Origin of the sequence: Dyella tabacisoli, assembly GCF_003350925.1 — a bacterium.
GTDB lineage: Bacteria > Pseudomonadota > Gammaproteobacteria > Xanthomonadales > Rhodanobacteraceae > Dyella_C > Dyella_C tabacisoli.
The window spans coordinates 574,539-598,622 of record NZ_KZ857173.1 but is presented as its reverse complement, the minus strand read 5'-3'; the positions used below and the strand labels follow the sequence as shown (position 1 = coordinate 598,622).

27 protein-coding genes are annotated in these 24,084 nt (G+C 60.5%); 13 read left to right on the top strand and 14 right to left on the bottom strand.

Annotation, left to right across the window (positions count from 1 at the left end):
* Positions 1–59: 59 nt before the first annotated feature.
* From pstB to rnt, 5 genes are all read right to left on the bottom strand, one after another.
* Positions 60–869: a phosphate ABC transporter ATP-binding protein PstB gene (gene pstB, locus DVJ77_RS02445; RefSeq protein WP_114843850.1), complete on the bottom strand. Its 810-nt coding sequence runs from the start codon at positions 867–869 to the stop codon at positions 60–62.
* A complete protein-coding gene (gene pstA, locus DVJ77_RS02440; RefSeq protein ID WP_114843849.1) occupies positions 862–1,731 on the bottom strand; it encodes a phosphate ABC transporter permease PstA in 870 nt (289 codons plus the stop codon). Before pstA ends, pstB begins: the two co-directional genes overlap by 8 nt.
* Positions 1,731–2,762, bottom strand: a complete 1,032-nt coding sequence (gene pstC / locus DVJ77_RS02435) for a phosphate ABC transporter permease subunit PstC (RefSeq protein WP_114843848.1) — start codon at positions 2,760–2,762, stop codon at positions 1,731–1,733. Before pstC ends, pstA begins: the two co-directional genes overlap by 1 nt.
* 192 nt (positions 2,763–2,954) lie before the next feature.
* Positions 2,955–3,959 (bottom strand): phosphate ABC transporter substrate-binding protein PstS, encoded by a 1,005-nt coding sequence (pstS, locus tag DVJ77_RS02430; RefSeq protein ID WP_263853807.1) that lies wholly within the window; start codon positions 3,957–3,959, stop codon positions 2,955–2,957.
* A gap of 253 nt (positions 3,960–4,212) precedes the next feature.
* Positions 4,213–4,815 carry a ribonuclease T gene (gene rnt, locus DVJ77_RS02425; protein WP_380037634.1) on the bottom strand — a complete coding sequence of 201 codons (603 nt, stop codon included), beginning with the start codon at positions 4,813–4,815 and terminating at the stop codon, positions 4,213–4,215.
* Positions 4,816–5,163: 348 nt separating this feature from the next.
* Between rnt and DVJ77_RS02420 the strand changes: the two genes are divergently transcribed.
* Entirely contained in the window at positions 5,164–6,561 is a 1,398-nt protein-coding gene (locus DVJ77_RS02420; RefSeq protein WP_114843846.1) for a carbohydrate porin, read from the top strand.
* Positions 6,562–6,645: 84 nt separating this feature from the next.
* Here the strand turns inward: DVJ77_RS02420 and nth are convergent, their stop codons facing one another.
* Genes nth through DVJ77_RS02395 form a run of 5 tightly spaced genes read right to left on the bottom strand, consistent with a single transcriptional unit; the run spans position 6,646 to position 11,310 of the window.
* Positions 6,646–7,284: an endonuclease III gene (nth, locus tag DVJ77_RS02415; protein ID WP_114843845.1), complete on the bottom strand. Its 639-nt coding sequence runs from the start codon at positions 7,282–7,284 to the stop codon at positions 6,646–6,648.
* Positions 7,281–7,892, bottom strand: a complete 612-nt coding sequence (locus DVJ77_RS02410) for an RnfABCDGE type electron transport complex subunit B (protein WP_114843844.1) — start codon at positions 7,890–7,892, stop codon at positions 7,281–7,283. The genes nth and DVJ77_RS02410 overlap by 4 nt, the downstream gene beginning before the upstream one ends.
* A complete protein-coding gene (locus tag DVJ77_RS02405; protein WP_162791334.1) occupies positions 7,885–8,634 on the bottom strand; it encodes an alpha/beta fold hydrolase in 750 nt (249 codons plus the stop codon). The genes DVJ77_RS02410 and DVJ77_RS02405 overlap by 8 nt, the downstream gene beginning before the upstream one ends.
* Positions 8,635–8,638: 4 nt before the next feature.
* Positions 8,639–10,726: a methionine--tRNA ligase gene (gene metG, locus DVJ77_RS02400; protein ID WP_114843842.1), complete on the bottom strand. Its 2,088-nt coding sequence runs from the start codon at positions 10,724–10,726 to the stop codon at positions 8,639–8,641.
* A gap of 29 nt (positions 10,727–10,755) precedes the next feature.
* Positions 10,756–11,310 carry a metal-dependent hydrolase gene (locus DVJ77_RS02395; RefSeq protein WP_114843841.1) on the bottom strand — a complete coding sequence of 185 codons (555 nt, stop codon included), beginning with the start codon at positions 11,308–11,310 and terminating at the stop codon, positions 10,756–10,758.
* A 238-nt stretch (positions 11,311–11,548) separates the two neighbouring features.
* Here DVJ77_RS02395 and DVJ77_RS02390 point away from each other — a divergent pair, with 238 nt between their 5' ends.
* From DVJ77_RS02390 to DVJ77_RS02380, 3 genes are read left to right on the top strand one after another with little or no spacing between them, the layout of a single operon-like run.
* The gene (locus DVJ77_RS02390) at positions 11,549–12,616 is read left to right on the top strand and encodes an MFS transporter (RefSeq protein WP_380037956.1); all 1,068 of its coding nucleotides are present in this window, start codon (positions 11,549–11,551) and stop codon (positions 12,614–12,616) included.
* A complete protein-coding gene (locus tag DVJ77_RS02385; RefSeq protein WP_191983653.1) occupies positions 12,616–13,281 on the top strand; it encodes an HAD family hydrolase in 666 nt (221 codons plus the stop codon). The genes DVJ77_RS02390 and DVJ77_RS02385 overlap by 1 nt, the downstream gene beginning before the upstream one ends.
* Positions 13,281–14,087 (top strand): DeoR/GlpR family DNA-binding transcription regulator, encoded by an 807-nt coding sequence (locus DVJ77_RS02380; RefSeq protein WP_114843840.1) that lies wholly within the window; start codon positions 13,281–13,283, stop codon positions 14,085–14,087. The genes DVJ77_RS02385 and DVJ77_RS02380 overlap by 1 nt, the downstream gene beginning before the upstream one ends.
* 62 nt (positions 14,088–14,149) lie before the next feature.
* On the opposite strand, the gene DVJ77_RS02375 is transcribed toward DVJ77_RS02380, so the two are convergent.
* Complete coding sequence (locus DVJ77_RS02375) at positions 14,150–14,596, bottom strand: DUF2147 domain-containing protein (RefSeq protein WP_114843839.1); 447 nt, start codon at positions 14,594–14,596, stop codon at positions 14,150–14,152.
* 137 nt (positions 14,597–14,733) lie between these two features.
* On the opposite strand from DVJ77_RS02375, the gene apbC reads away from it, so the two are divergent.
* From apbC to DVJ77_RS02350, 5 genes are all read left to right on the top strand, one after another.
* Entirely contained in the window at positions 14,734–15,822 is a 1,089-nt protein-coding gene (gene apbC, locus DVJ77_RS02370) for an iron-sulfur cluster carrier protein ApbC (RefSeq protein ID WP_114843838.1), read from the top strand.
* On the top strand, positions 15,819–16,370 hold the full coding sequence (locus DVJ77_RS02365; protein WP_225427731.1) for an NADPH-dependent FMN reductase: 552 nt from the start codon (positions 15,819–15,821) through the stop codon (positions 16,368–16,370). The genes apbC and DVJ77_RS02365 overlap by 4 nt, the downstream gene beginning before the upstream one ends.
* Before the next feature lie 41 nt (positions 16,371–16,411).
* Positions 16,412–17,032 (top strand): DUF1287 domain-containing protein, encoded by a 621-nt coding sequence (locus DVJ77_RS02360; RefSeq protein WP_114843837.1) that lies wholly within the window; start codon positions 16,412–16,414, stop codon positions 17,030–17,032.
* 44 nt (positions 17,033–17,076) lie between these two features.
* Positions 17,077–17,643, top strand: coding sequence for a dCTP deaminase (gene dcd, locus DVJ77_RS02355; RefSeq protein WP_114843836.1), 567 nt, complete (start codon positions 17,077–17,079; stop codon positions 17,641–17,643).
* A gap of 120 nt (positions 17,644–17,763) precedes the next feature.
* On the top strand, positions 17,764–18,258 hold the full coding sequence (locus tag DVJ77_RS02350; RefSeq protein ID WP_114843835.1) for a hypothetical protein: 495 nt from the start codon (positions 17,764–17,766) through the stop codon (positions 18,256–18,258).
* 55 nt (positions 18,259–18,313) lie between these two features.
* Here the strand turns inward: DVJ77_RS02350 and DVJ77_RS02345 are convergent, their stop codons facing one another.
* Both DVJ77_RS02345 and DVJ77_RS02340 read right to left on the bottom strand, forming a co-directional pair.
* Entirely contained in the window at positions 18,314–18,730 is a 417-nt protein-coding gene (locus tag DVJ77_RS02345; protein WP_114843834.1) for an HIT domain-containing protein, read from the bottom strand.
* A gap of 49 nt (positions 18,731–18,779) precedes the next feature.
* Positions 18,780–19,454, bottom strand: coding sequence for a dienelactone hydrolase family protein (locus DVJ77_RS02340; RefSeq protein WP_114843833.1), 675 nt, complete (start codon positions 19,452–19,454; stop codon positions 18,780–18,782).
* Between the two features lie 295 nt (positions 19,455–19,749).
* Here DVJ77_RS02340 and rimO point away from each other — a divergent pair, with 295 nt between their 5' ends.
* The 3 genes from rimO to DVJ77_RS02325 all read left to right on the top strand — a co-directional run bounded on the left by rimO (position 19,750) and on the right by DVJ77_RS02325 (position 22,656).
* Entirely contained in the window at positions 19,750–21,069 is a 1,320-nt protein-coding gene (gene rimO, locus DVJ77_RS02335; RefSeq protein ID WP_114843832.1) for a 30S ribosomal protein S12 methylthiotransferase RimO, read from the top strand.
* A gap of 15 nt (positions 21,070–21,084) precedes the next feature.
* Positions 21,085–21,900, top strand: coding sequence for a DUF3025 domain-containing protein (locus DVJ77_RS02330; protein ID WP_114843831.1), 816 nt, complete (start codon positions 21,085–21,087; stop codon positions 21,898–21,900).
* A 153-nt stretch (positions 21,901–22,053) separates the two neighbouring features.
* The gene (locus DVJ77_RS02325) at positions 22,054–22,656 is read left to right on the top strand and encodes a hypothetical protein (RefSeq protein ID WP_114843830.1); all 603 of its coding nucleotides are present in this window, start codon (positions 22,054–22,056) and stop codon (positions 22,654–22,656) included.
* 66 nt (positions 22,657–22,722) lie between these two features.
* On the opposite strand, the gene greB is transcribed toward DVJ77_RS02325, so the two are convergent.
* Positions 22,723–23,220, bottom strand: a complete 498-nt coding sequence (greB, locus tag DVJ77_RS02320) for a transcription elongation factor GreB (RefSeq protein ID WP_114843829.1) — start codon at positions 23,218–23,220, stop codon at positions 22,723–22,725.
* A gap of 267 nt (positions 23,221–23,487) precedes the next feature.
* Between greB and DVJ77_RS02315 the strand changes: the two genes are divergently transcribed.
* Positions 23,488–24,024: a glycoside hydrolase family 108 protein gene (locus DVJ77_RS02315; protein ID WP_114843828.1), complete on the top strand. Its 537-nt coding sequence runs from the start codon at positions 23,488–23,490 to the stop codon at positions 24,022–24,024.
* Positions 24,025–24,084: the final 60 nt, after the last annotated feature.

Here is a 24,084-nt window from a genome sequence, read left to right as displayed (position 1 = left end):
CTGCCTCGCCCTGCGCTCTCCTCGATGAATAAATAATCGTAGGAGATGGAACGTGCTGTTTAGCCGAAGCGACCGGTGATGTAGTCCTCGGTCTGTTTCTTACTCGGCTTGGTGAAAATCTTTTCCGTCTGATCGAACTCGATCAACTCGCCCAGGTACATGAAGGCCGTGAGGTCGGAACAGCGCGCGGCCTGCTGCATATTGTGGGTGACGATGACGATGGTGTACTCGTTCTTCAGCTCTTCCACCAGTTGTTCGATACGGCCGGTGGCAATCGGATCGAGAGCGGAGGTCGGTTCGTCGAGCAGCAGAACCTCCGGTCGCAGCGCAATGGCGCGCGCGATGCACAAACGTTGCTGCTGACCGCCGGAGAGCCCGAGTGCGTTTTGCTTGAGTTTGTCTTTCACCTCGTCCCATAACGCGGCGCTGCGCAGCGCTTGCTCGACACGGATTTCCATGTCGGCGCGAGACAATTTTTCGTGATGACGGATGCCGTAGGCGACGTTCTCGAAAATCGTCATCGGGAACGGTACGGGCTTCTGGAACACCATGCCGACCTTGCTGCGCAGGCGGTTCATCGAATAGCCGGGATCGAGAATATTCTCGCCGTCCAGCACGATTTCGCCCCTGGCTTCGAGCTTGGGATAGATCGCATAAATGCGATTGAAAATGCGCAGCAGGGTGGACTTGCCGCAGCCCGAAGGGCCGATGATCGCGGTGACCTTTTTCTCGGGAATATCCATGCTGATGCCTTTCAGCGCCTGGAATCCGCCGTAGTAGAACTGCAGGTCGCGCACTTGCAGTTTGGTCGGCGCCATGGCTGCCGTGGCCGTGGATTGCGGGTGAATGCCGGCGGCTGGCTCAATCATGGGACACCTTGTTACGAGAAAGAATAAGGCGGGAAAGCAGGCTCAGAATGAGTACAAACATGGTAATCACGAACGCACCGGCCCAGGCGATGGCATTGATGGCCGGGTCTGGATCCTTGGTGTATTCGTAAATGGCTTGCGGCAGGCTGGGCATTTTTTCCAGCGGGTTCAGCGTCATGAAATTGTTGCCGAAGGCGGTGAACAGCAAGGGCGCCGTTTCGCCGCTGATTCGTGCCAGCGCCAACAGTACGCCGGTAACAATGCCCGAACGCGCGGCGCGCATCAGGATCTGCGTGGTGAGTTTCCACTGCGGTACGCCCAGCGACAACGCCGCTTCGCGCAGCGTGGATGGCACCAGGCGAAGCATTTCGTCGGTAGTGCGCACGATCACCGGCAAGGCGATAAGCGCCAATGCAATGCCGCCGGCAAGGCCGGTAAACGAGGTCGTATGATCGCTCAACACCGTCGTTGGCAGCACCACGATGGTGTACACGAACAAGCCCAGCACGATCGACGGCGCCGATAGCAGGATATCGTTGAGAAAGCGGATCGATTCGCCGAGCTTGGTGCGATTGGCGTACTCGGCCAGCCAGGCACCGGCCAGCACACCGATCGGCGTGGCGATGGCGATGCCGATGAAATTGATAATCAAGCTGCCGACCATGGCGTTGGCCAGGCCACCTTCTTCGCGATACACCGAGATCTTGGTGAATAGATTCCAATTGATTGCGCTGATGCCCTGGCGCAGGGTCTCCCACAGAATCCAGGCTAGAAAGGCCAGGCCGATGAGCGTGGCGAACATACTCATGCCAAGCGCGGCCACGTTGGCGACGCGGCGGCGTAGATAGAGCGTGTTGCTCATCAGCGACCCTCCTTATGGGCCAGTCGGCGCAGCATCAGGCGCGCGATCAGCAGCACGATGAAGGTCACCACGAACAGTAAGAAGGCCAACGCCATCAGCGCGGATTTCTGCAGGCCGGCGGCCTCGCCGAACTGATTGGCGATGGTCGAGGCGATCGAGGCGCCCGGATCGAGCAGGGACGGCGACAGCTTCATCTTGTTGCCGATGATGAAAGTCACCGCCATGGTCTCGCCCAGCGCACGGCCCAGACCCAGGAAAATGCCGCCGATAACCGCTGAGCGCGTATAGGGCAGCACGATGTCCCAGGACACTTCCCAGGTGCTCGAACCCAGCGCGTAGGCCGACTCTTTCAGGCGGGTCGGCACGGTTTGAAACACTTCGCGCATCACCGAGGAGATGAACGGAATAATCATGATGGCCAGCACGATGCCGGCAGTGAGCACGCTGCCGCCGAACGAGTTTTCGTTGCAGAACATCTTGCCCATGAACGGTACGTGCTGGGCGACCCAGGACACGTTGCCGGCCTCGTGCACATCGCACGACTCCCGGCCAAGCGCGCTGATTAACCAGGGCTTGATATGGTCGGAAAAAAACGGCACGAAAATAAACAGGCCCCACATGCCGTAGATGATCGACGGGATGCCGGCCAGCAGCTCAATCGCCGAAGACACCGGCGTGCGCAGCCAGGGCGGGGCTACTTCGGATAGATAAAGCGCGATGCCAAAGCTCACCGGTACGGCGATCAGCAGGGCGATCAGCGAGGTGGAAATAGTGCCTGCGACGGGAACCAGGGCGCCGTAGACGTCGTCGGTGGGGTTCCATTCGGCGCTGGTGAGAAAGCCCCAGCCGAAGGTGCCGAAGGCTTCGCGCCCGCCCCACAGGGTGGAGCCGGCCGCGCCCAGCAAGCAGGCCAGTACCAGTAAGGCGCAACCTTTGAGCAGCCAGCCGAATAACCGGTCATGGCGGGCGTCGCGCGTGGAGCGCTGCTCTTGGGCGATGGTTGAGGCGATCACGCCCTGGTCCGCTTGCATGAGATGACGATCCCTCAAAACCTGGATAAATCCGACTGGCGTGCAAGCCAGCTTAATCGGTCGTGCCACGTGCCGGTGGCGTCTTTCCATGGCAGGCCTATCGACAACAGTCCTATTCAACAACAGGCCGCCCGATCCGAAGAAGGGGCGGCCAAGTTCGCTGCTATCAGGCTTCCATACTTGAAGCGGTGATTAGTGCTTGTATTCCGCAGTCCAGTAAGCCTGGATTTTCTGCACCAGCGGATCAGGCAGGGCGACGTAGTCAAGCGCCACGGCCTCTTTCTGACCGTTCTCAAGCGCCCACTTGAAGAACTCGAACGACACCTTGGTGTGCTCGGCGTTCTTCGGTTTCTTGTACATCACGACCCAGGTGGTGGCGGTAATCGGCCACGCCTTCGCGCCGGGGGCGTTGGTCATGATGAGGTTGAAGTCCTTGGCGCTGGCCCAGTCTGCGGTCGCAGCGGCGGCGGCAAAAGCATCGGCCGTGGGGGACACGAACTGACCGGCGGCGTTCTTCAGGTCAACCCAGGTGATTTTGTTTTTCACCGCATAGGCGTACTCGACATAGCCGATCGAGCCCTTGATCTGCTTGACGTACTGCGACACGCCTTCGTTGCCTTTGCCGCCCACGCCGGTCGGCCATTCCACGGCGGTACCGAACTTCACCTTATCGGCCCACTCGGGGCTGACTTTGGACAGGTAGTTGGTGAAGTTGAACGAGGTGCCCGAACCATCCGAGCGATGCACCACGGTGATCTTGCCGGCAGGCAGGGCCAGGCCGGCGTTCAGCGCGGCGATCTTCGGATCGTTCCAGGTGTTGATCTTGCCCAGGAAGATGTCGGCGAGGGTGGCGCCGTCGAGCTTGATCTTGCCCGCTTCAACGCCAGCGATATTGACGACCGGCACGATACCGCCGACGACGACCGGGAACTGGCCCAGGCCGAACTTCTGCAGGTCTTCGGCCTTGAGCGGCGCGTCGGTAGCGCCGAAGTCGATCGTGCCTTCCTTGATCTGCGCTACGCCAGCGCCCGAGCCGACCGACTGATAGTTGAGCTTGTTGCCGGTCTTCTCGGCATATGCTGCGGACCACTTCGAGAGCACAGGGTAGACAAAGCTGGAACCAGCACCCGTGATGTCAGTGGCGTGAGCCGTCATGCCGAACAGCGAGGCCGCGGTGATCGCGGCGGTTACGCCGATGCGGGACAGAGATGAAGTAGTGATCAACACGGTCGCTCCTTAAGTGGGAGGGTTACGGGGGATTCCCAGCCCTCTATTTCATGCGCGTCGTGTTGCAATGAAATGAGTTGAATGTTTCATCTGTATGACAGTGCTTGCGTGAAGGTGATCTTTTCTTGTGCAAACAAGCGTTTAGTAAAAACCGATGAGAGCGCTAAACGCGTGTTTTATTTCGGTTCCACGTTGCGAAGCCGGTTTCAGGCCTAGTCGTGCCCTAGCGCTCCAGCATTTCCAGCTTGCGCCAGCGATTGACGATGGTGCAGAACAGCTCGGCGGTGCGCTCGGCATCGTAGATGGCCGAGTGAGCCTCGCGGGTGTCAAAGCAGTGACCGGCGGCAAGCACCGTCTTGCTTAATACGGTTTGGCCATAGGCCAGCCCGCCCAGGGTTGCGGTATCGAAGCAACTGAAGGGATGGAATGGATTGCGTTTGTGCCCGCAGCGGCGCACTGCTTCATTGACGAAGCCCAGGTCGAAGGCGGCGTTATGGCCGACCAGGATGGCCCGTTGACAGTCGTTGTCGCGCATCGATTGACGCACGGCCTTAAATATATGCTCAAGCGCCATGCGCTCGTTCAAGGCACCGCGCAAAGGGTTGTCCGGGTCGATGCCGGTAATTTCCAGCGCGCGCGGATCGAGGTTGGCGCCGGGAAAAGGTTCGACATGGGCCGACACGGCCGGCTCGGGCGATAGATAGCCCTCGGCATCCATTTTTATGGTGACGACGGCGATCTCCAGCAGAGCGTCGCGCTCGGCATCGAAGCCACCTGTTTCGACATCTACGACAACGGGCAAAAAACCGCGAAAGCGTTCAGCCATGCGGGTTGCGGTGCTATTACTCGAGTTCTCCATCGGCAAAGCATATCAGCCGGACCAGCCAATCATGAACGATGTTTGCAGGGCGTGAAGCATGACTTGGCGCTGAGGTAGCCGCTTATCGATCGTGTTCTTTACCAGTGGCAGGTCTGAAAGGGGGAGGGTGGCTGATTTTTGGATCTTAATTTGTACAAATTTTGTGAGAACACGGCGCGGTGTCTTTTTTTTGTAACAAAAATGGCATCGAATCGTAAAGGCGCGGACGCATCCTGCCGCCGTTCCTGCTTGACCCGCCATATCGATTGTTAGGGGGCGGTCGAGATGATTCTTACCATCATGCGGAGAAACTCCATGCGTTCCACGATGCTCGCGGTAGCCATTGCTGCCGGATTGGGCGTAACCAGCTTTGCGGTTCAGGCCCAGGATGCGGCCCCGGTCCATAGCAAGTCGCACCAGAAAAAGGCCAGCACCCAGAAGGTCAGCACCCAGGCAACGTCGCGGGATGCGGAATTGGAAGAGTTGAAAGCCCAGCTTTCGGCCTTGCAGTCCAAGGTGGCCGAGTTGGAACAGCGCACTGACGCGCAGTCCGATATCAATGTGTCCACCGGCCAGGCCGTGGAGACCGTGCAGAAGGCACAGGTTGTCAGCGACAAGAAGATGGGCACGATCGACAAGTTCGTGAACAACACCAAGATCGGCGGCACCATGTTCTTCGACATGACCGACGTAAATCACAAGGAACAGGTCGGCACTGCCGGTTCCATCAAGAAAGACGGCCACGGCTCGACCAACGGTACCGGTTTCGACGTGAAGCGTTTCTACCTCACGATCGATCACCAGTTCGACGATGTCTGGTCGGCCAACCTCACCACCGATTTCAACTACCAGTCCACGCTGAGCCAAACCAGCCTGTTCGTGAAGAAAGCCTACGTGCAGGGCAAGTTCGATCCGCTCTTTGCCGTGCGCTTCGGTGCCGCCGATACACCGTGGATTCCGTATGCCGAGAAGTGGTACGGCTACCGCTTCCTCGAAAACACCATCACCGATCGCTCGATCGACGGTGGCCGCGGTACGGCCGGCACTGCGCCTACGGGCATGGGCTCGTTCGGCAACTCGTCCGACTGGGGTATTCACGCCTTGGGCGCCACCACCGGCGACAATTCGATCAACTACCAGTTGTCGGTTGTCACGGGTGGCGGTTACAAGAATCCGACGCGCTCGAAGGGCGTCGACGTAGAAGGCCGCTTCGGCTATCAGCCGATCGAAGAAATGGTCCTGGCGATTGGCGGCTATCAGGGTAAGCGCGCCAAAGACGTGCAGTTGGGCGCACCGACCCGCGATGCGACGCGTGGCGATGCCTTGGTGGCCTACCGCGACAAGACCTTTGGCGTCGGTGTCGAGTACTTCACCGCGAACAACTGGGACGACGTAATCAAGTACACGGGCGGTTTGCCGGTTCCGGCTGTCGTCAAAGACAAGGCCGACGGCTACTCGGTGTTCGGCGACTGGACCTTCATGCCGCAGTGGGCTTTGTTCGCTCGCTACGACCGGGTGGACTACAAGTATTGGAGCTTTGCCGGCGCGCAGAGCAAGCTGAAAGACACCTACTACAACGCCGGTGTGTCTTACGACATTCTCAAGAACCTGCGTCTCGCCTTGGCTTGGAAGTACGACAAATTGGAAGGCCCGAACAAGGCATTCCAGTACAAGACCAACGAAGTCGGCTTCTGGGGCGTGTTGAGCTACTGAGGCAACGGTTATCGGAAAGGAGTTCGACCCAGGGACGGAAAACGGCGGGCATTGCCCGCCGTTTGCTTTTCTCGGCAGCGCAGATCAGGCGGCAGCGGTCTTGTCTTTGTAACGGCACAGATCGCGAATGACACATTGCGGGCAATCGGGCTTGCGCGCCTTGCATACGTAGCGGCCATGCAGGATCAGCCAGTGATGGGCGTCCTGCTTGAACTCGGCCGGCACGATTTTCTCCAGCTTGTCTTCCACGGCGCGCACATCTTTACCGGGTGCCAGGCCGGTGCGATTGGATACGCGAAAAATATGCGTGTCGACCGCGATAGTCGGCACGCCGAAGGCCGTGTTGAGTACGACGTTCGCGGTCTTGCGGCCCACGCCGGGCAGCGCCTCCAGCGCTTCGCGCGTGCGCGGCACTTCACTGTCGTATTCATCGACCAGGATGCGGCATAGCGCGATCACGTTCTTGGCCTTGCCGTTGAACAAGCCGATGGTGCTGATATAGCGCTTCAACTCGTCTTCGCCCAGATCGAGGATCGCTTGCGGCGTGTTGGCAACCGGGTAGAGCTTGCGCGTCGCTTTGTTGACCCCGACGTCGGTGGCCTGGGCCGACAACACCACCGCGACCAGCAATTCGAACGGCGTGCGGTAGTCCAGCTCGGTGGTCGGGTGCGGGTCGATTTCGCGCAGACGGGTGAACAGCTCGACGACGTCGGCTTTCTTCACGGTTTGGGCTCCTGTTGTTTGGCTTTGGCGCGAGCCAGTGCGGCAAGCACGGGGTTGACCTGTACGCCCACCTCGGCTTTGCGCGCAGCTAACTCGGCATCGCGCAGCGCGCGCTCCTGCGCCAGGCGCGCCTCGCGGCGCTGAAAGTGCTGGCGCGCTGCGTCGGCATGGCTTTGATCTATCTGCGCTATCGGCATCGGTTGCAGCACGATGCAATCCACAGGGCAGGCTGGTACGCACAATTCGCAGCCGGTGCAGTCGTCAACGATCACCGTATGCATAAGCTTGGCGGCACCGACGATGGCATCGACCGGGCAAACCTGGATGCACTTGGTGCAGCCAATGCAATCGGCCTCCACGATGCGTGCCAGGGTGCGCGGCTTCTCGACCCCATGCTCGGGATTCAATGGCAGTGGCGTGCGCTGCAGTAGCTCAGCGAGTTTGGCGATGCCGGCAAGCCCGCCAGGTGGGCATTGATTGATCTCGGCCTCGCCACGCGCTATCGCCTCCGCATAAGGGCGGCAGCCGTGGTAACCGCATTGCTCGCATTGCGTTTGCGGCAGCAACGCGTCGATGCGATCGATAAGCGAAAGACCTGATTCAGGCATGAGGCGTGACGTGTGCCTTGCGAGTGGGGGCTGGTAGAAGGGCGTGCAGTGTCATCCATTCCTGTATGTGCCGCCAGCAATTGTCTGGCAGCGCCTGGAGCAAAAAATGCGGTCCGACGACTCGCCTAATCTGCGCTTGCGGCGCGGCCGCTTCAAGCTGGCGCTGAGCGTGTCGGGTGACCAGCCAATCGCCGGTTGCCTGCAACAGCAGGATCGGCGCGTGCAGCGCGCGCAATGATGCCGTCAGGTCGATGGATGTCAGCAGTCCCAATCGTTGCCGGATGGTGTGGCTTTCAAGCTGCCGCAGCGTTTTCGACAGACTCTCAACGGCGGCATCGGCAGTCTTGGTGCCAATGCAGGAGTGCCGCAACAGCCGGCGATTTTTCTTTAGCGGTGCCAGTACCGAGCTGGGTAGTCGGCTAGCTACGCCGGCCAGAGGGTGCGGCGGTGTCGCAAAGGACGCGCATAGGATCAAGCCGCTTAGCCGGTCGCCCAGTCGATGGGCCAGATGTATCGCGATAGGGCCGGAGAACGACTCTGCGAGAACGATATGCCGACCGTGCGCGGGGAGCTGGGCTTGTACATGCCCCACATAGGCATCGATCGTCGCAGGCAGTGATGCTGCATACGTAATGCGCTGTCGAGCGATGTCCTTTGGAAGCCGTGCTTCAAATGCTTCGAACAATCGCCCGCTACCGTCGAGCCCTGGCATCAGGACGAAGCTGGGCTCGACGGTATTCACGCGATCAGCGAACGGTGGCGCCCGGTGTGGCGCCCTGATCGGCATCGAGCAAGAACAAATCGCTACCACCGTTACCCGCGGAAAGAATCATGCCCTCGGACAAGCCGAAGCGCATTTTGCGCGGCGCCAGGTTGGCGATAAACACTACGTTGCGACCGATCAGTTTTTCAGGCTCGCCGTAGGCAGCGCGGATGCCGGAGAAAATCTGCCGCTTGCCCAGCGCGCCGGCGTCCAGTTCAAAGCGCAGCAGCTTGTCCGAGCCGTCGACGAATTCGCAGGCCAATACTTTGCCGATGCGCAGATCGAGCTTGGCAAAATCGTCGATGCCGATGACGGCGGTTTCATTGGGGGCGCTCGGGGTGCTGACTTCACTCATGGTCTTGCTGGATTCCTTGGCTTTCTTGACGGGGGTGGGTGGGGTGCCCAGTGATTCTTTGGAGGCCTCGACCATCGCCTCGATCAATTTCGGATCGATGCGGCCGAGCAAGGGCTCGAATGCATTGATGGTGTGGCTATGCAGCTCGGCGCGGGCATCGTCGAAGTTGACGATAGGGGCGGCGAGAAAGTGTTCGGCGGCAGCGACCGTGGCCGGCAGAATCGGCTTAAGCAAACCGGCGAGCAGGCGGAAGGCGGCCAGCGCGAACGAACAGACCTGATGCAGTTCGGCGAGACGAGTTTCGTCTTTGGCCAGCACCCATGGCGCCTTGGCGGCAATGTGACCATTCACCAGGTCGGCGATCAGTACGAAACGCCGCGTGACTTCGGCGAAGTCGCCATCGCGATACAGCACATCGACGTCGTCGTAGTGGGTCTGCAGGGTTTGCCATAACGCGGCTTCTTCGCGCTCGAAGTTCGGCGCGAGCCGGCCATCGAAAAACTTGTGCACGAAGCCGGCGGTGCGGCTGGCGATATTCACCCACTTGCCGATCAGGTGCGAGTTGACACGATCCTCGAAGGCCTTGAGGTCGAGATCGACGTCGGTCGGCGCATCGCCCAGCATGCTGGCGAAGTAGTAGCGCAGAAATTCGGGATGCAGCCCTACATCCAGATAAGTACGCGCCATGATGAAGGTGCCGCGCGATTTGGACATCTTCGCGCCGTTCACCATCAGATAGCCGTTGACGTGCAGTGCGGTCGGCGTGCGCAAGCCCGCGCCATGCAGCATCGCCGGCCAGAACAGGCCGTGGAAATTGATGATGTCCTTGCCGATAAAGTGATGCAGTTCGGCGCTGCTGTCAGCGGCGAGGAAGTCGTCGAACTTCAGCCCGGTGCGATCGCACAGTGCCTTGAAGCTGGCGAGGTAGCCGATCGGCGCATCCAGCCACACATAGAAAAACTTGCCCGGCGCATCGGGGATCGGAAAGCCGAAGTAAGGCGCGTCGCGCGAGATGTCCCAGTCTTTCAGGCCACCGTCGAGCCATTCCTTCAGTTTCGCCACGACGCCGCTGTTCGCCACCGGCGCGCCATCGGTGAGCTTGCCGGCGAACCAGTCGCGCAACAGCGACTCGAACTTGCTCAGCTCAAAGAAGTAGTGCTCCGAGTCGCGCAGCACCGGGGTAGCACCGGACATCACCGAGTACGGGTTGATGAGGTCGGTAGGCGCATAGGTGGCGCCGCAGTTTTCGCAGTTGTCGCCGTATTGATCCGGGGTGCCGCACTTGGGGCAGGTGCCCTTGATGTAGCGGTCCGGCAGAAACATCAGTTTTTCGGGATCGAACAACTGCTGGATATGGCGCTGAGCGATGTAGCCGCCATCGCGCAGACGGGTGTAAATCGTCGACGCCAACTCGCGGTTCTCGTTCGAGTGGGTCGTGTGATAGTGATCGAAGGCCACGCCGAAGGCGGCGAAGTCGGCTTCGTGGCCGATGCGAATGCCCTCGATAAACGCCTCCGGCGAGAGGCCGGCTTTTTCCGCGGCGAGCATGATCGGCGTGCCGTGCGCATCGTCGGCGCAGACGTAGACCACCTCGTTACCCTGCATCCGTTGCGCGCGCACCCAGATATCAGCCTGGATGTAACCCAGCATATGCCCCATGTGCAGGGGGCCATTGGCGTAGGGCAGGGCATTGGTAACGAGGAGTCGGCGGGACATGGTTTCGACGATGGTTGCGGGGGCGGGGATTATTGCATGCGCGGTACTGTCGAGCCGTGCCTATCGTGACGAAGCCTCCATCGCCATAGTGTTAGAGCGAGCAAGGCGGCCGGTAGCCAGACCCATAGCAGCTCGGATTGGATAACCACCCAACCGCGTGCGCTGAAGAAGCGGGCACCGATCGGCGAGACCTCAATCGGTCGGAACGGGAAAAAGTAGCGGTGCAGATCCCATGGCCACGCCAGCGCCACCCCGAGACCGCCATTGGTCAAGGCATCCAGTAACGGGTGCGATAGCGCAGCCAGGCCGACGAAGCCGAACGCGCACCATGCACTGCTGCGCAGGGGCCGATGCAAGGCTGCCGCAAGTAATCCCAGCAACAGCGCGAAGGCGATGGAGTGGCTGGCGCCGCGATGGCCGAACGCGGTGGCGTAGCCGATGCCGAATTTAAAGCCCAGTACATCCGCATCGGGCAACATCGCCGCGATGGCGCCGGCTGCCAGCAAGCGGTGACTGATTCGGCGGCTGCCTGCGGCGGCGCCGAGCAAAAGAGGGACGGCGGCGTGGGTGATGATCGTGGGCATGACGCAGCATGCGTGATCGGACGGCCGAATTCATGTCGGAGGTATGGCGCTGCGGTTAGGTGATGCGCTGGATAATGCATTGTGTTGCATGTTTGTACGTAATTGTTTACATTTGTGCACGTTCTATCCGTGAGACGTACTCGTGAATGCCGTCAACGAAGCCTGTTTTCCCGGGAGCCCGCCGCTGGCGGCGGCCACCCGCGCCACTCGTCTGATCTTCTTTATCTCCGGCATCGGCATGGCTGGCTGGGCGCCGATGGTGCCGTATGCCAAGGCTCGGCTCGGGCTGGATGATGCCGGGCTGGGCTTGGTGCTATTGGCTTTAGGCGGCGGCTCGATGGTGTCGATGCCATTGATGGGTTGGCTGAGCCATCGCTATGGCAATCGCCGGGTGATCGTTGTGGCCGGCTTGTTGCTCAGTCTGGCCTTGCCGATGTTGGCGATTGTGCCGAACACCCCGATGCTGGTCGCGGCGCTGCTGTACTTCGGCGTGGCGCTGGGCGCGCTGAATGTCTCGATGAATGCTCACGCGGTGGAAGTGGAGCGACGCGATGGCCGGGCATTGATGTCGGGCTTCCATGCATTGTTCAGCATCGGTGGTTTGGTCGGGGCGGCGAGCATGAGTGTGCTGCTGGCGCTGGGGCTGCCGCTGCTGGCCTGCGCCATGGCGATTTCGGTAGTGCAGGTGTTGGTAGTGATCTCACAGCGCGAGCGTTTCCTCAGTGAGGTCGTCGATGCTGGCGAACACGCGGCTGTCTTGCGTATGCCGCAAGGGCTGGTGCTGTTGCTGGGGCTGCTGTGCTTTATCAGTTTTCTGGCCGAAGGCTCGATGCTGGATTGGGGCGCCGTGCTGTTGCGCGAGGTGCATGGCTTTGCCGCGGCCTCGGCGGGCATGGGGTACGCCTGTTTTTCGGTGGCGATGGCGGCGGGGCGGTTCGTCGGTGATCGGGTGATCCAGCGGTTGGGTTCGGTATGGGCGGTGCGCGCAGGGGCGAGTACCGCGGCCGTAGGCTTTGTGTTGGCGACGATGGCACCGTGGCCGGTGTTATCGCTGCTCGGTTTCGTGCTGGTCGGTTTGGGCGCATCCAATATCGTGCCGGTGATGTTCAGTGCGGCGGGTCGTTTGCCTGGCACGTCGCCGGCGATCGCCATTGCCACCGTGACCACGCTGGGCTACGCCGGTTTGCTCAGTGGCCCGGCATTTATCGGCCTGCTGGCTCATGCCAGCAGTTTGCCGACGGCCTTGGTCGTGGTCGCCGGCTTGCTTTTGCTGGTGGCCATGGCAGCAAACATAGTGAGGCGCTAATGCAAGCTACCAATGGAGCAACGATCACCACGCCGGACACGGTCATCTTCGATCTCGGTGGCGTGTTGATTGACTGGAATCCGCGACATCTGTATCGCCAGTTGTTCGACGATGAAAACGCGATGGAGCGTTTTCTGCACGAGGTGTGCAATCAGCACTGGAACGAGCAGCAAGATGCCGGGCGTCCGTGGCGTGAGGCGATTGCGCAGCTCAGTGCGCAGTTTCCGCAGCATGCCGCGTTGATCGAGGCGTACCGGGCGCGTTGGGTCGAGATGCTGGGTGGCCCGATGCACGACAGCGTGGCGATCTTCGATGAGTTGCGCGCGCGAGGCGTGCGCTTGTATGCATTGACCAACTGGTCGCAGGAAACCTTTCCGGTGGCATGGGAGCTTTACCCGTTTCTGCATGCCTTTGAGGGCATTGTGGTCTCCGGGCAAGAGGGCATGGCGAAGCCGGACCCGGCGATTTTTCAGCGTTTGTTGACGCGCTATCGGGTCGACGCTACGCGTACGGTTTATATCGACGATGCGCCGCGTAATGTCGAGGCCGCTGCGCGGCTAGGTATGCACGCGTTATGGTTTCGCGATGCCACGAGCCTGCGGCGAGAGCTGGTCGGGCTGGGTTTGTTGGGTCTCAATGAGGATGTGCCCGAGGGAGTGCTGTGATGGCTAAACCGAGTCCTGCCAAGGTGAATGCCGCTGAAGCGTTGCCGCAGGAGCGTCAGCAGTGGATTCTCGATCGCCTGCGCAGCCATGGTCGCGTGGTGGCGGCCGAGCTCTCGGTCGAGTTCGAGGTATCGGAGGACTCGATTCGCCGCGATCTGCGTGAGCTGGCCGCACAGGGGTTATGCAAACGCGTTTACGGCGGCGCCTTGCCGCCGCCTGCGATAGCGACGCCGCTTAAACAACGCCGCCATGAGCATGCCGGCCGCAAGTTGGCCTTGGCGCGTAAGGCGGTGACGCTGGTGCGGCAAGGTCAGGTGCTGCTCATCGATGCGGGCTCGACCAATGCCGCGATTGCCTCGGCATTACCCGAGCATTTCGGTCTTACCGTGGTCACCAACGCACCGGAGATCGCGCAGATTCTATTGGAGCGCGAAGGCTTCGAGATTCTGCTGATCGGTGGCCGGATCAATCCGCGTATCGGCGCCGCGGTCGGCGCCCAGGCGTTGCAGGAAATTCAGCGCGTGCGTGCCGATCTGTGTTTTCCCGGCGCCTGTGCGATCGATGCCGGCAGTGGGCTATGGGGTTTCGATAGTGAAGAGGTGCTGCTCAAGCGCGCGATGATCGAGGCCAGCGGCGAGACGATTATCGCGGTCACCCATGACAAGCTTGGCGCAACGGCGACGCATCGGGTGGCCGGTATCGCCGATGTGCAGCATCTGGTCGTCGAGCATGATGTCGATCGCGCTGCTCGGGCTGCATTTACTGCGCGGAGTGTGACGGTGCATCGGGCCGATGCACCGGCGTGAATCATGCTTGCGCAGGCGCGCGTGTGGCGCGCGCCTGCAAGCGAATAGGAAAAATGCCGTGATTAATCCTGCCGTTCCCAGACCTGGCTGCGGCCGAGCAGCGAGAAGCCGATATAGCCGCGCACGTTGAGCTTGGCGCCGCCGTCGACGGTGCTCAGTTTTACCTTGTAGACCTTGCCGTTCTTCGGGTCGAGGATTTTGCCGCCGTCCCAGACGTCGTCGTCTTGGGTCACGCCCCACATGATGGTCATGCCCTCGATGGGCTGGTTCTTGCGTTCGCCGTCGCATTCTTTGCAGATCGGGTGCGGGCCTTCGTCCGATTGCAGCACTTGCAGCACCTTGGCTTGCAGTTCGCCATGGCTTTCGGTGATCTGCACGATCGACTTGGGCTTGTGCGTGGTGTCGTCGATGGTTTTCCAGGTGCCGACGGGCGTGTTGTTGGCGGCATACACCGCGCTTGCGCCCAGTAGCAGGCCGGTAGCGATAGCAAAGCGAAACAATGACTTCATGGTGCCCTCCCTCTGTACGGAACAGTATGGTTCGAGCCTGACGAGGCCTGGCGAGGGCGTCAAGCTGCAACGCGCAACCGGTGGTTATGCCATGGCGCTGGCATAATGTGCGCTCCCCCCTTTCATACCGACACAACATGACACAGGCGAGTGAAGCCCTGGTCCGGCGCCATCTGGGCGATTTGACCGACCCCCACACTGGCGCGCCACTGGCTGAGGCCGTGCGGGCGATCGGCGTGGATGGCGCCAGGGTTTCGGTAGATATCCAGCTAGGCTATCCAGCTAGCGGCGCCATCGATGCCTTGATGGCGCGTGCCCGGCAGGTGCTGGAGGCCGATCCGGCGATCGACTCGGCCGCGGTGTCGATCGGCAGTCGCATTTATGCGCACAAGGTGCAGGGTAGCTTGGCGCCGTTGCCCAACGTGAAAAACATCATCGTGGTCGCGTCGGGCAAGGGTGGCGTGGGCAAATCCACGGTATCGGTGAACTTGGCTCTGGCACTGGTCGCTGAGGGCGCCAAGGTGGGCGTGCTCGATGCGGACATCTACGGCCCCAGCCAGCCACGCATGCTCGGCATCAGCGGCAAACCGCATTCGCCGGACGGCAAGACCATTGTGCCGATGCAGGCGCACGGCCTGCAGGCCATGTCGATCGGTTTTCTGGTGGACGAGGAAACGCCGATGATCTGGCGCGGGCCCATGGTGACCCAGGCCATGATGCAAATGCTCACCGATTCGCGCTGGGAGCAGCTCGATTATCTGATTGTGGATCTGCCGCCGGGCACCGGCGATATTCAACTGACCTTGTCGCAGAAAGTGCCGGTAGCCGGCGCGGTGATCGTCACCACGCCGCAGGACATCGCCTTGCTCGATGCACGCAAGGCCTTGAAGATGTTTGAGAAGGTCGAGGTGCCGGTGCTTGGCGTAGTGGAGAACATGGCCACGCATGTGTGCTCCAACTGCGGCCATGAAGAACATATCTTCGGCGAAGGTGGCGGAGAACGGATGGCGGCGCAGTACGACGTGGCCTATCTGGGTTCGTTGCCGCTGGATATCCGCATTCGCGAGCAAGCCGATGGCGGCACGCCGACCGTGGTGGCGATGCCTGATTCCGATCTTGCCGCGCGCTACCGCGAGATCGCCCGCAACGCCGCCGGCCGGTTGTCGCGGCAGCCGCGCAACAAATCGCTGGGGCTGGGCAAGATCGTGGTGCAGGGCGCGCCTTGAGCGAACTGAGCGCAGTGCCTCGGCGCGTGTTGTGTTTGTCCGGCAGCCTGCGCCGCGCGTCTTCCAATACGGCCTTGCTGCAGGTCGCTCGGTCGTTAGCGCCGGCAACGCTGGAGCTGACGGTTTATGCCGATCTCGCCAGCTTGCCGTTATTCAATCCCGATGACGAGATCGAGCCGCTGCCTGCGCCGGTGCTTGCGTTGCGCCAGGCCGTGGACGGCAGCGATGCGCTGCTGATCGCCTGCCCGGAATATGCTCACGGTGTGCCGGGTGCGTTCAAGAATTTGCTGGATTGGCTGGTCGGTAGCACCGAGTTTCCCGGCAAGCCGGTGGTCCTCATCAATGCCTCCGGGCGGGCCACCATGGCGCATGCCGCATTGCGTGAAATTCTGACGACCATGTCGGCACAGATATGGCTGGATGTGGGCATCCCGTTGCCCGGTGGGCCTTGCGATATGGCACGGATCTCGGCGGAGGCCACGTTGACTGCGCCTTTGCGAAATATCCTGAATACCCTGGCCACCGAGCTGCAGGTGCTATCTCGATGACCATGACCCGGACGGATTGAGTGGACCCACGCTGGAGCGCGATGAAAATCTATGGATGGCTGATGGGAGTGGTCTGGGCTGTGGGTTGGGCCGCGCCGCTGGCGGCAAGCACCCCCGCTGCGGATACGGCACGCATACTGAAGGCGACGCATCATCAGGTCGGCCGTACGCTGATTTACGACTCCCGCTATCAACCACTGGCGTTTCCAGGCGGCGATTTGCCGTTATGGCGTGGCGTTTGCGCCGATGTGGTCGTGCGTGCCTTGCGCGGGGCTGGCATTGACCTGCAATTGCAGTTGAACCGCGATATGGGCGCCCATTTCGCCGCTTATCCGAATATGTGGGGCATGCGCGGCCCCGATTCCAATATCGACCATCGGCGCGTGCCCAACCTCGAAACCTACTTCCGCCGGCACGGCATGGCACTTAAAGCGAGCAAGCAAGCGGACGATTACCAGCCTGGCGACATCGTCTCCTGGCGGCTGGAGCAGGGGGCGCCGCATATTGGTATCGTGACCGAGCGACGCAGCCGCGATGGCCTGCGCCCGCTAGTGATTCACAACAAAGGCTGGGGTGCTCGCGAAGAAGATGTGCTGTTTAGCTGGCAGGTTATCGGCCATTTCCGCTATTTTTCCGCATCTTCTGCCACGCGCTTGCGCTGAGGCAGGCCTGACTATCCTTGTAAACGCCCCATTCTGGAGATCGTGTGAGCATCAAATCCGATAAGTGGATCCGCCGTATGGCCGAGCAGCACGGCATGATCGAGCCGTATGAGGCCGGCCAGGTGAAGCTGCGCGATGGCCAGAAACTGGTGTCCTATGGCACATCCAGCTACGGCTACGACGTGCGTTGCGCACGCGAGTTCAAGATCTTTACCAATATCAACTCGACCATCGTCGACCCCAAGGCCTTCGACCCGAACAGCTTCGTCGATGTCGAGGCGGACGTATGCATCATTCCGCCCAATTCCTTCGCCCTGGCCCGCACGGTCGAGTACTTTCGTATTCCGCGCAAAGTGCTGACGATTTGTCTGGGCAAGAGTACCTACGCGCGCTGCGGCATCATCGTCAACGTGACGCCGCTGGAGCCGGAGTGGGAGGGCCACGTGACGCTGGAGTTCTCCAATACCACGCCGCTGCCCGCAAAAATTTACGCCAACGAGGGTGTGGCGCAGATGCTGTTTCTGGAGTCGGACGAAGAGTGCGAAACCAGTTACAAGGACCGTGGCGGCAAGTATCAGGGGCAGCAGGGCGTGACCTTGCCGCGTACCTGAACCCTTGAGCTGAACGGTGGTTGTGCGGACCGCGTGCGATCCCCCGGCACGGCGCTACACTTCCATGGTTTATTCCGTTGCCTCGAATTTATTCGTACTGATTGATTGCAGGAGATCCGCATGATCCGTTTTTCCACGCTACTGACCCGCGCCGCTGCTGCGCTGCTGCTGGGCAGCATGCTGGTGCTTAGTGGTTGCCATGTCATCGGTTCCAAAAAGGATACCGTCAACACCGATCAGGTGAAGGGGCAGTTCGACACCACCATTCAGGCCTATAAGAGCGGCCAGTTCATGGTCGATGGCGCCGTGCTTTCAGCGCTCGATACCGGTAGCCATTTCGCCTACCTCAAAGACCAGCACAAGCTGCCCAAGACCGTGCTGCTGGTACGCAGCGACGAGTCGAAGATCCGCAAGCAGCATCTTGAGTTCATGGCACGCATGCAGCTCGACTACGGCTTTACCGTGTACTACGACGACGGCGGCACGCTGAAGAAGATCAACGCGGTAGATACCAAGGCACGCGATCTTGAGGATTACCACGCACCGGTCAAGACCAACGACGAAATGAAGGGTAAAGACGCCAGCAGTGGCGGTTACAGCCCTTCGCAGCGTTAAGAGCGATTTCGCCTATACGAGCCCGCGGATGATTCCGCGGGCTTTTTTGTGCATGTCAATTGAGAATGCGGGTGCGTAGTTGTTCGACGCGCTCGGCCAAGACGTCATCTGGATAAGGCGTAGCCGCACCGCTGCCCCATACCGGGGCCGGCCAGGCGGCATCGCCGTCGCGGCGAGCAACGACATGCACGTGCAACTGGCGCACGATATTGCCCAGCGCACCGATATTAAGCTTGTCGCAAGGCGCGATATTGCGCAGCGCGGCGGCGGCGCGATGAACTTCGTGCCATAGCAAGGCTTGTCCATCCGTGCCCAGGTCATCGACCTCGACCAGTCCGCCGCGGCGCGGCACCAGGATCAGCCAGGGAAAGCGCGTGTCGTTCATCAGCAAGATGTCGCACAGCGCCAGCGAGGTAATCAGCCGGGTATCCGCCTGCAATCGCGGGTCGAGGATAAAGTCAGCTCGTTTCATGGGTGAACAGCCCTGCGGGTCGAGACATGCTGCGATGACGGCGAATCGTTCAAAGGTGCGGTGCGCACAAGTTTGTCTCGAAGAACGCCAACGTACGTTGTAGCGCGAGTTTGGCGCTGGCTTCGTCGTAGTGGTGATCGATATTGCGATTGAACGCGTGATCGGCCGGGTAGGTGTAAAGCGGCATCTGCGGCAGTTGTTCGCGATGCCTGGCGACCATCTCGGCTGAAATGCTCTTATCGCGTTCGCCGAAATGGAACATCACCGGCGCTTTTGGCGTTTCGCCCAGAAAGGGCAGGTTGCGTGAGCCGTAATAGCTCACCGAAGGCAGGCCGAGTCGCAGCGCGCTAAGCAGGGCCACCGTGCCGCCCCAGCAATAACCGACGGTGCCGATCTTGCCGGCCGAGGCGATGGCTTCGGCTGCGCTGGCGACATCTTCCACTGCAAGCTCCAGGCCCAGTTCGGTGGCCAACAGCTTGCCGCTGGCGTAGCCGGCATCGCTGTAATCCAGCTCCACGCCGGTTTCCAGGTGATCGAAGAAGGCCGGCGCGATCGCGGTATAGCCGGCGGCGGCAAAACCATCGACAACCTCGCGGATATGCGCATTGACGCCAAAGATCTCCTGAATCACCACGATGCCGCCCTTGGGCTTGCCTGCCGGCTGGGCGAGATAGGCCCCGATGCACTGCATGCGGGTGGTATTGAGGTGGATCGTCTGGCTCATCGTGGGGTTGCTCCTGGCGGTGATAGGGGATTTTAGGAGTGGGGAACGGGGAATGGGGAACGGGGAACGTGAAATTTGAGGGGGCATTGCAGCTCCGTGTTCTTTTTTGATCTTTTTTGTTTTTGCTCTTGCTTTTCAGCCTCTGCTTTTTAGGCTTTTCCCCGTTCCCCGTTCCCCGTTCCCCGTTCCCCGTTCCCCGTTCCCCGTTCCCCGTTCCCCGTTCCCCGTTCCGGCCCCAATCCCCCCACTAACGTATAATCCCGGGTTTGCCCTAACACCCCCACGGTATCGCGCCATGTCGCAGGCTTCACCCAAGATCGGTTTCGTCAGCCTCGGCTGCCCCAAGGCGTTGGTCGATTCCGAGCGCATCCTGACCCAGTTGAAAGTCGAGGGTTACGAGATCGTGCCCCGTTATGACGCTGCCGATGCGGTGGTGGTGAACACCTGCGGTTTTATCGATGCGGCCGTGCAGGAGTCGTTGGATGCTATTGGCGAGGCATTGCACGAGAACGGCAAGGTGATCGTCACCGGTTGTCTGGGCAAGCGCGCGGAGCTGATTCGCGAGGCCTACCCGGATGTGCTGGCGATCAGCGGCCCGCAGGATTACGCCAGCGTGATGAGCGCTGTGCATACCGCGATACCGCCGCAGCGCAATCGATTGCTGGATCTGGTGCCTGATACCGGGGTCAAGCTCACCCCCAAGCACTACGCTTACTTGAAAATTTCTGAAGGCTGCAATCATCGCTGCAGCTTCTGCATCATTCCGTCGATGCGTGGCGACCTGGTATCGCGCCCGGTGGACGAGGTGCTGATCGAGGCGGAAAAGCTGGTGAAGGGTGGGGTCAAGGAGTTGCTGGTGATCTCGCAAGACACCAGCGCCTATGGCGTAGACATGAAGTATGCCGAGCGCACCTGGCGCGAGAAGAGCTATCGCACGCGCATGACCGAGCTATGCCAGGGCCTGTCTGAACTCGGCGCATGGACACGCTTGCATTACGTCTACCCGTATCCGCATGTGGACGAAGTGATGCCGTTGATGGCGGAGGGGAAAATTCTTCCCTACCTCGACATTCCGTTTCAGCATGCCAGCCCGCGCATCCTCAAGTTGATGAAGCGCCCAGGCAATATCGACAAGACGCTGGAGCGCATTCGCAACTGGCGCAAGGCCGTACCGGACCTGACCATCCGCAGCACCTTTATCGTCGGCTTTCCCGGCGAGACCGATGCGGAGTTCGAAGAACTGCTCGATTTCCTGCGCGAGGCTGAACTGGATCGCGTCGGTGCATTCACCTATTCGCCGGTGGATGGCGCCAAGGCCAACGAGCTGCCGAACCCGGTTTCCGAAGAACTGAAAGAAGACCGTCTCGAGCAGTTCATGGCGGTGCAGGCGGAAATCTCCGCGGCCAAATTGCAGCGCAAGATCGGTCGCACTATCAAAGTGCTGGTCGATCACGCCAGCGCCGATGGTGCGGTGGCGCGTTCGGCTGCCGATGCGCCGGAAATCGACGGCGTGGTGCACATTGCCAACGGCCAGTCACTGAAACCAGGTCAGTTCGTTGATGTCGTGGTCGATGATGCCGACGAGCACGATCTGCATGCGCGCCTGGTGAGCTAAAGGCACGGTGGCGCGATGCGTTATGTCGCACCATCGCGTGAAGACGTTGCGCCGGCGGTGTTCGAGCAACAGCCGCTGGCGGCATGGAGTGAATACGCTGGTTTGTTGAGCGGCTCCGATTGGCCATCTATCGAGGCGCTCAATGCCTTGTTGCCCGATGACGCACCTGAGCGTTTTGTCGTGCAGAGCCCGGCCTTGCTTGCCGACGGTTTGCATTACGAGCAGCGCATTGCCATGCGCGGCGAGATCGCCACGCGTGAAGCGAACTGGCATGACTTGTTCAATGCGCTGATCTGGCTGCGCTACCCGGCGCTCAAGCGTGCGTTGAACGCACGGCAAATCGCCGAAGTTGCGCGTATGGGGCCAAAGCTTCGTTCGCGTCCGCAATATGCCCAGACTCATTTCGACGAGGCCGGCGTGGTCGTTACCTTGCGCGATCCAACCTTGTTGCCCTTATGGGATGCGCATGATTGGTACGGCCTGTTTTGGCGTCGGCGCGAAGCATGGCGCAACGGTTCGATCGAACTGGCTTTGTTCGGCCATGCGCTGTTGGAGCATGCGTTGACCCCGAGCAAGCTGCTGGTAGGCAAGGCGCTGGTATTCGTGGCAATCGCCGGCGAAGACCCGCAGCGGGTGCTTGATCTATGCGCCGAGGCGATTACCGATTGGCGCATGCTGCGCGATCCGCTGGACCTACGGCCACTGCCCTTGGCCGGCATTCCCGGTTGGCATGCCAATAACGATGACGAAGCGTTTCATCGTGAGACGGCTTGTTATCAACCTTTGCGCGAGGGGCGGCGTTATCCGCCGCCTGGCTTGATCGACGCTTGACGGTGATTCATGCGGGCATGGCGCCCTGGGGCATACCGGGTTTATGAAAATGCGATTAAGCGCCTTCACAAAACTTTGTCATGGATGAACCGAATGTGGTGATATGTCGCTACTTTGCTGGCACGTCTCGATTCGCAAACTTCGGAGCCCATGATGCAATCCAATCCTTTACCTTCTTCGCGATTGACCACGGTACAGCGGTCGGTGTTGTTGCTGGCGCTGGCTTTGGCATCGCCGCTGGCCGCATATGCTCAGGCGCAGTCAGCGGCGCCATCTCAGGTTCGTAGTGGAATCCCGCCCGCAGAGGCGCCTCAACCGGCGCCGCGACCGGGTTCTGGCCCAGGTCTGCCGGACGCCGATATGCAGGCGATCAAGAGCTACAACCTCAACGACGATATTTTCAATCGGCTGATCGCCACCACCAAAGAAGCCCGTACTCTTGGCATCAAGCCGCAGGCAGGTCCAGGGCCGGGGCAGGTGAAGAACCTGGACGACTTAGCCGAACGGGCGGTTTCGGGCGATCCGCGCATCAAGCCGCTGATTAAGACCCATGGCTTTACCCCGCGCGAATTTATGCTGGCCAATTTGGCCTTGATGAATGCGGCGATTGCTTCGCAGGCGAAAAGCGATCCGCAAGCGGCGAGTCAGCTCGATCAGAGCAAGGTCAATCAGGCCAACGTCGCTTTCTTTGAGTCGCATCAGGCGCAGCTCAATGCGTTGATGCAGCAAGCGCCGCCGTCGCCGCAAGGTAAGTAGTTCGAGCAAGTAGTCCAGGCAGGCGCACCGACGGGAGTAAACCGCACTGGTTTACGCCCGTCTGGTTTAGTAATTCACTTCGACGATGGCGAAACGGCTGCGGCCGCCGGGCAACTCGGCCTCGAACTCGTCGTCGATGCGTTTTTTCAGCATGGCTCGCGCCATCGGCGAGTCGATACTGATCCAGCCGAGCTTGGCGTCGGTCTCGTCCGGGCCGACGATGCGATAGTGCAGGGTCTCGCCGCTGTCGATGTTTTCCAGCGTTATGCGTGCGCCGAAAAAGACCGCGTCGCGGTTGGTCGGTGCGCCCTCGGCCACCTTCAGCGCGGGGATGCGCTTGCTCAGAAAGCGCGCGCGGCGATCGATTTCGCCGAGCTGCTTTTTGCGATAGATGTACTCGGCATTCTCCGAGCGATCACCTTCAGCCGCGGCGGCGGCCAGCGCCTTTACCACTTCCGGGCGCAAGGTATGCCATAGGTAATCCACTTCGGCTTTGAGCTTCTCAAAGCCTTCGCGCGTGATGATCGCGGTGGAGGTGGGAGAGGGCGGGCGCCAGCGGCTCATACGGTTATCGATTGCAGTTGCAGGTATGGCACGAAAGTCCGTGTCCGGCGAGTGAGGGGATGATCTTAATCCAGCCATGCACTCTGTGCGCTTCTGCTGGACCAACCCAGCGGAAATTGCCCAGGCCCATCTTCGATGCCTCGGCGTGCCAGGATTTTCGGAAGTCTTATATCAGTCATTTACCGATCCCCCCGGCATGGCGAGATGGTCATGCTGGCCTACGACCGATGGCATGGGTGTGCCGTCAATCGCCAAGGGGAGAGACGCATGGCTAATTTCGATATGTTTTTTCCGACCCTGCTCAAGTTCGAGGGTGGCTTTGTCAATGATCCCGATGATCCGGGTGGTGCGACCAATCTTGGCATCACGATGGAAACCTTCAACCGTTGTGCGAACTCATTGCTCAAGATTGCCCCGACCCTGGACAACCTGCGTGCACTGACCCCTGCGCAGGCGGGGGTCATCTATAAGGCGATGTACTGGGATCGCATCGGTGGCGATACGATCGCCTTGCAGCCGCTCGCCGAGATCGTTTTCGATTTCAATGTGAATGCCGGCGCCAATGCGGGCAGCCTGCTGCAGCGCGTACTCAATCAACTCAGCGATAAACCGCCGCTCGCCGTCGATGGCGGGATCGGGCCGGCCACGCTGGCGCGCTTGGCCGAGCTGGATCAAACCGAAGTGTATCGGCGTTACAAGCAAGGCCGCGTGGACTACTACAACCAGTTGGTCGAGCGTCGGCCTGTGATGGGCAAATTTCTCAAGGGCTGGCTGGCCCGCGTCAATGCCTTTCCCACCCTCTGACCGTAGCGCTATGCAAATCGTCGCCGTGCGGTAACGGTTTGCGATGGGTTTGTGCGGCTG

What these genes read in the sequence shown, in the direction of transcription:
- DVJ77_RS02325 (WP_114843830.1), top strand. Translation starts at nt 22,054, where the DNA reads ATGCAATCCAATCCTTTACCTTCTTCGCGATTGACCACGGTACAGCGG.
- DVJ77_RS02385 (WP_191983653.1), top strand. Translation starts at nt 12,616, where the DNA reads ATGCAAGCTACCAATGGAGCAACGATCACCACGCCGGACACGGTCATC.
- DVJ77_RS02345 (WP_114843834.1), bottom strand. Translation starts at nt 18,730, where the DNA reads ATGAAACGAGCTGACTTTATCCTCGACCCGCGATTGCAGGCGGATACC.
- DVJ77_RS02360 (WP_114843837.1), top strand. Translation starts at nt 16,412, where the DNA reads ATGAAAATCTATGGATGGCTGATGGGAGTGGTCTGGGCTGTGGGTTGG.
- apbC (WP_114843838.1), top strand. Translation starts at nt 14,734, where the DNA reads ATGACACAGGCGAGTGAAGCCCTGGTCCGGCGCCATCTGGGCGATTTG.
- rimO (WP_114843832.1), top strand. Translation starts at nt 19,750, where the DNA reads ATGTCGCAGGCTTCACCCAAGATCGGTTTCGTCAGCCTCGGCTGCCCC.
- DVJ77_RS02420 (WP_114843846.1), top strand. Translation starts at nt 5,164, where the DNA reads ATGCGTTCCACGATGCTCGCGGTAGCCATTGCTGCCGGATTGGGCGTA.
- pstC (WP_114843848.1), bottom strand. Translation starts at nt 2,762, where the DNA reads ATGCAAGCGGACCAGGGCGTGATCGCCTCAACCATCGCCCAAGAGCAG.
- DVJ77_RS02330 (WP_114843831.1), top strand. Translation starts at nt 21,085, where the DNA reads ATGCGTTATGTCGCACCATCGCGTGAAGACGTTGCGCCGGCGGTGTTC.
- DVJ77_RS02340 (WP_114843833.1), bottom strand. Translation starts at nt 19,454, where the DNA reads ATGAGCCAGACGATCCACCTCAATACCACCCGCATGCAGTGCATCGGG.
- greB (WP_114843829.1), bottom strand. Translation starts at nt 23,220, where the DNA reads ATGAGCCGCTGGCGCCCGCCCTCTCCCACCTCCACCGCGATCATCACG.
- DVJ77_RS02380 (WP_114843840.1), top strand. Translation starts at nt 13,281, where the DNA reads ATGGCTAAACCGAGTCCTGCCAAGGTGAATGCCGCTGAAGCGTTGCCG.
- rnt (WP_380037634.1), bottom strand. Translation starts at nt 4,815, where the DNA reads ATGGCTGAACGCTTTCGCGGTTTTTTGCCCGTTGTCGTAGATGTCGAA.
- metG (WP_114843842.1), bottom strand. Translation starts at nt 10,726, where the DNA reads ATGTCCCGCCGACTCCTCGTTACCAATGCCCTGCCCTACGCCAATGGC.
- DVJ77_RS02390 (WP_380037956.1), top strand. Translation starts at nt 11,549, where the DNA reads ATGGCTGGCTGGGCGCCGATGGTGCCGTATGCCAAGGCTCGGCTCGGG.
- DVJ77_RS02375 (WP_114843839.1), bottom strand. Translation starts at nt 14,596, where the DNA reads ATGAAGTCATTGTTTCGCTTTGCTATCGCTACCGGCCTGCTACTGGGC.
- DVJ77_RS02395 (WP_114843841.1), bottom strand. Translation starts at nt 11,310, where the DNA reads ATGCCCACGATCATCACCCACGCCGCCGTCCCTCTTTTGCTCGGCGCC.
- pstB (WP_114843850.1), bottom strand. Translation starts at nt 869, where the DNA reads ATGATTGAGCCAGCCGCCGGCATTCACCCGCAATCCACGGCCACGGCA.
- DVJ77_RS02315 (WP_114843828.1), top strand. Translation starts at nt 23,488, where the DNA reads ATGGCTAATTTCGATATGTTTTTTCCGACCCTGCTCAAGTTCGAGGGT.
- pstA (WP_114843849.1), bottom strand. Translation starts at nt 1,731, where the DNA reads ATGAGCAACACGCTCTATCTACGCCGCCGCGTCGCCAACGTGGCCGCG.
- DVJ77_RS02350 (WP_114843835.1), top strand. Translation starts at nt 17,764, where the DNA reads ATGATCCGTTTTTCCACGCTACTGACCCGCGCCGCTGCTGCGCTGCTG.
- DVJ77_RS02410 (WP_114843844.1), bottom strand. Translation starts at nt 7,892, where the DNA reads ATGCCTGAATCAGGTCTTTCGCTTATCGATCGCATCGACGCGTTGCTG.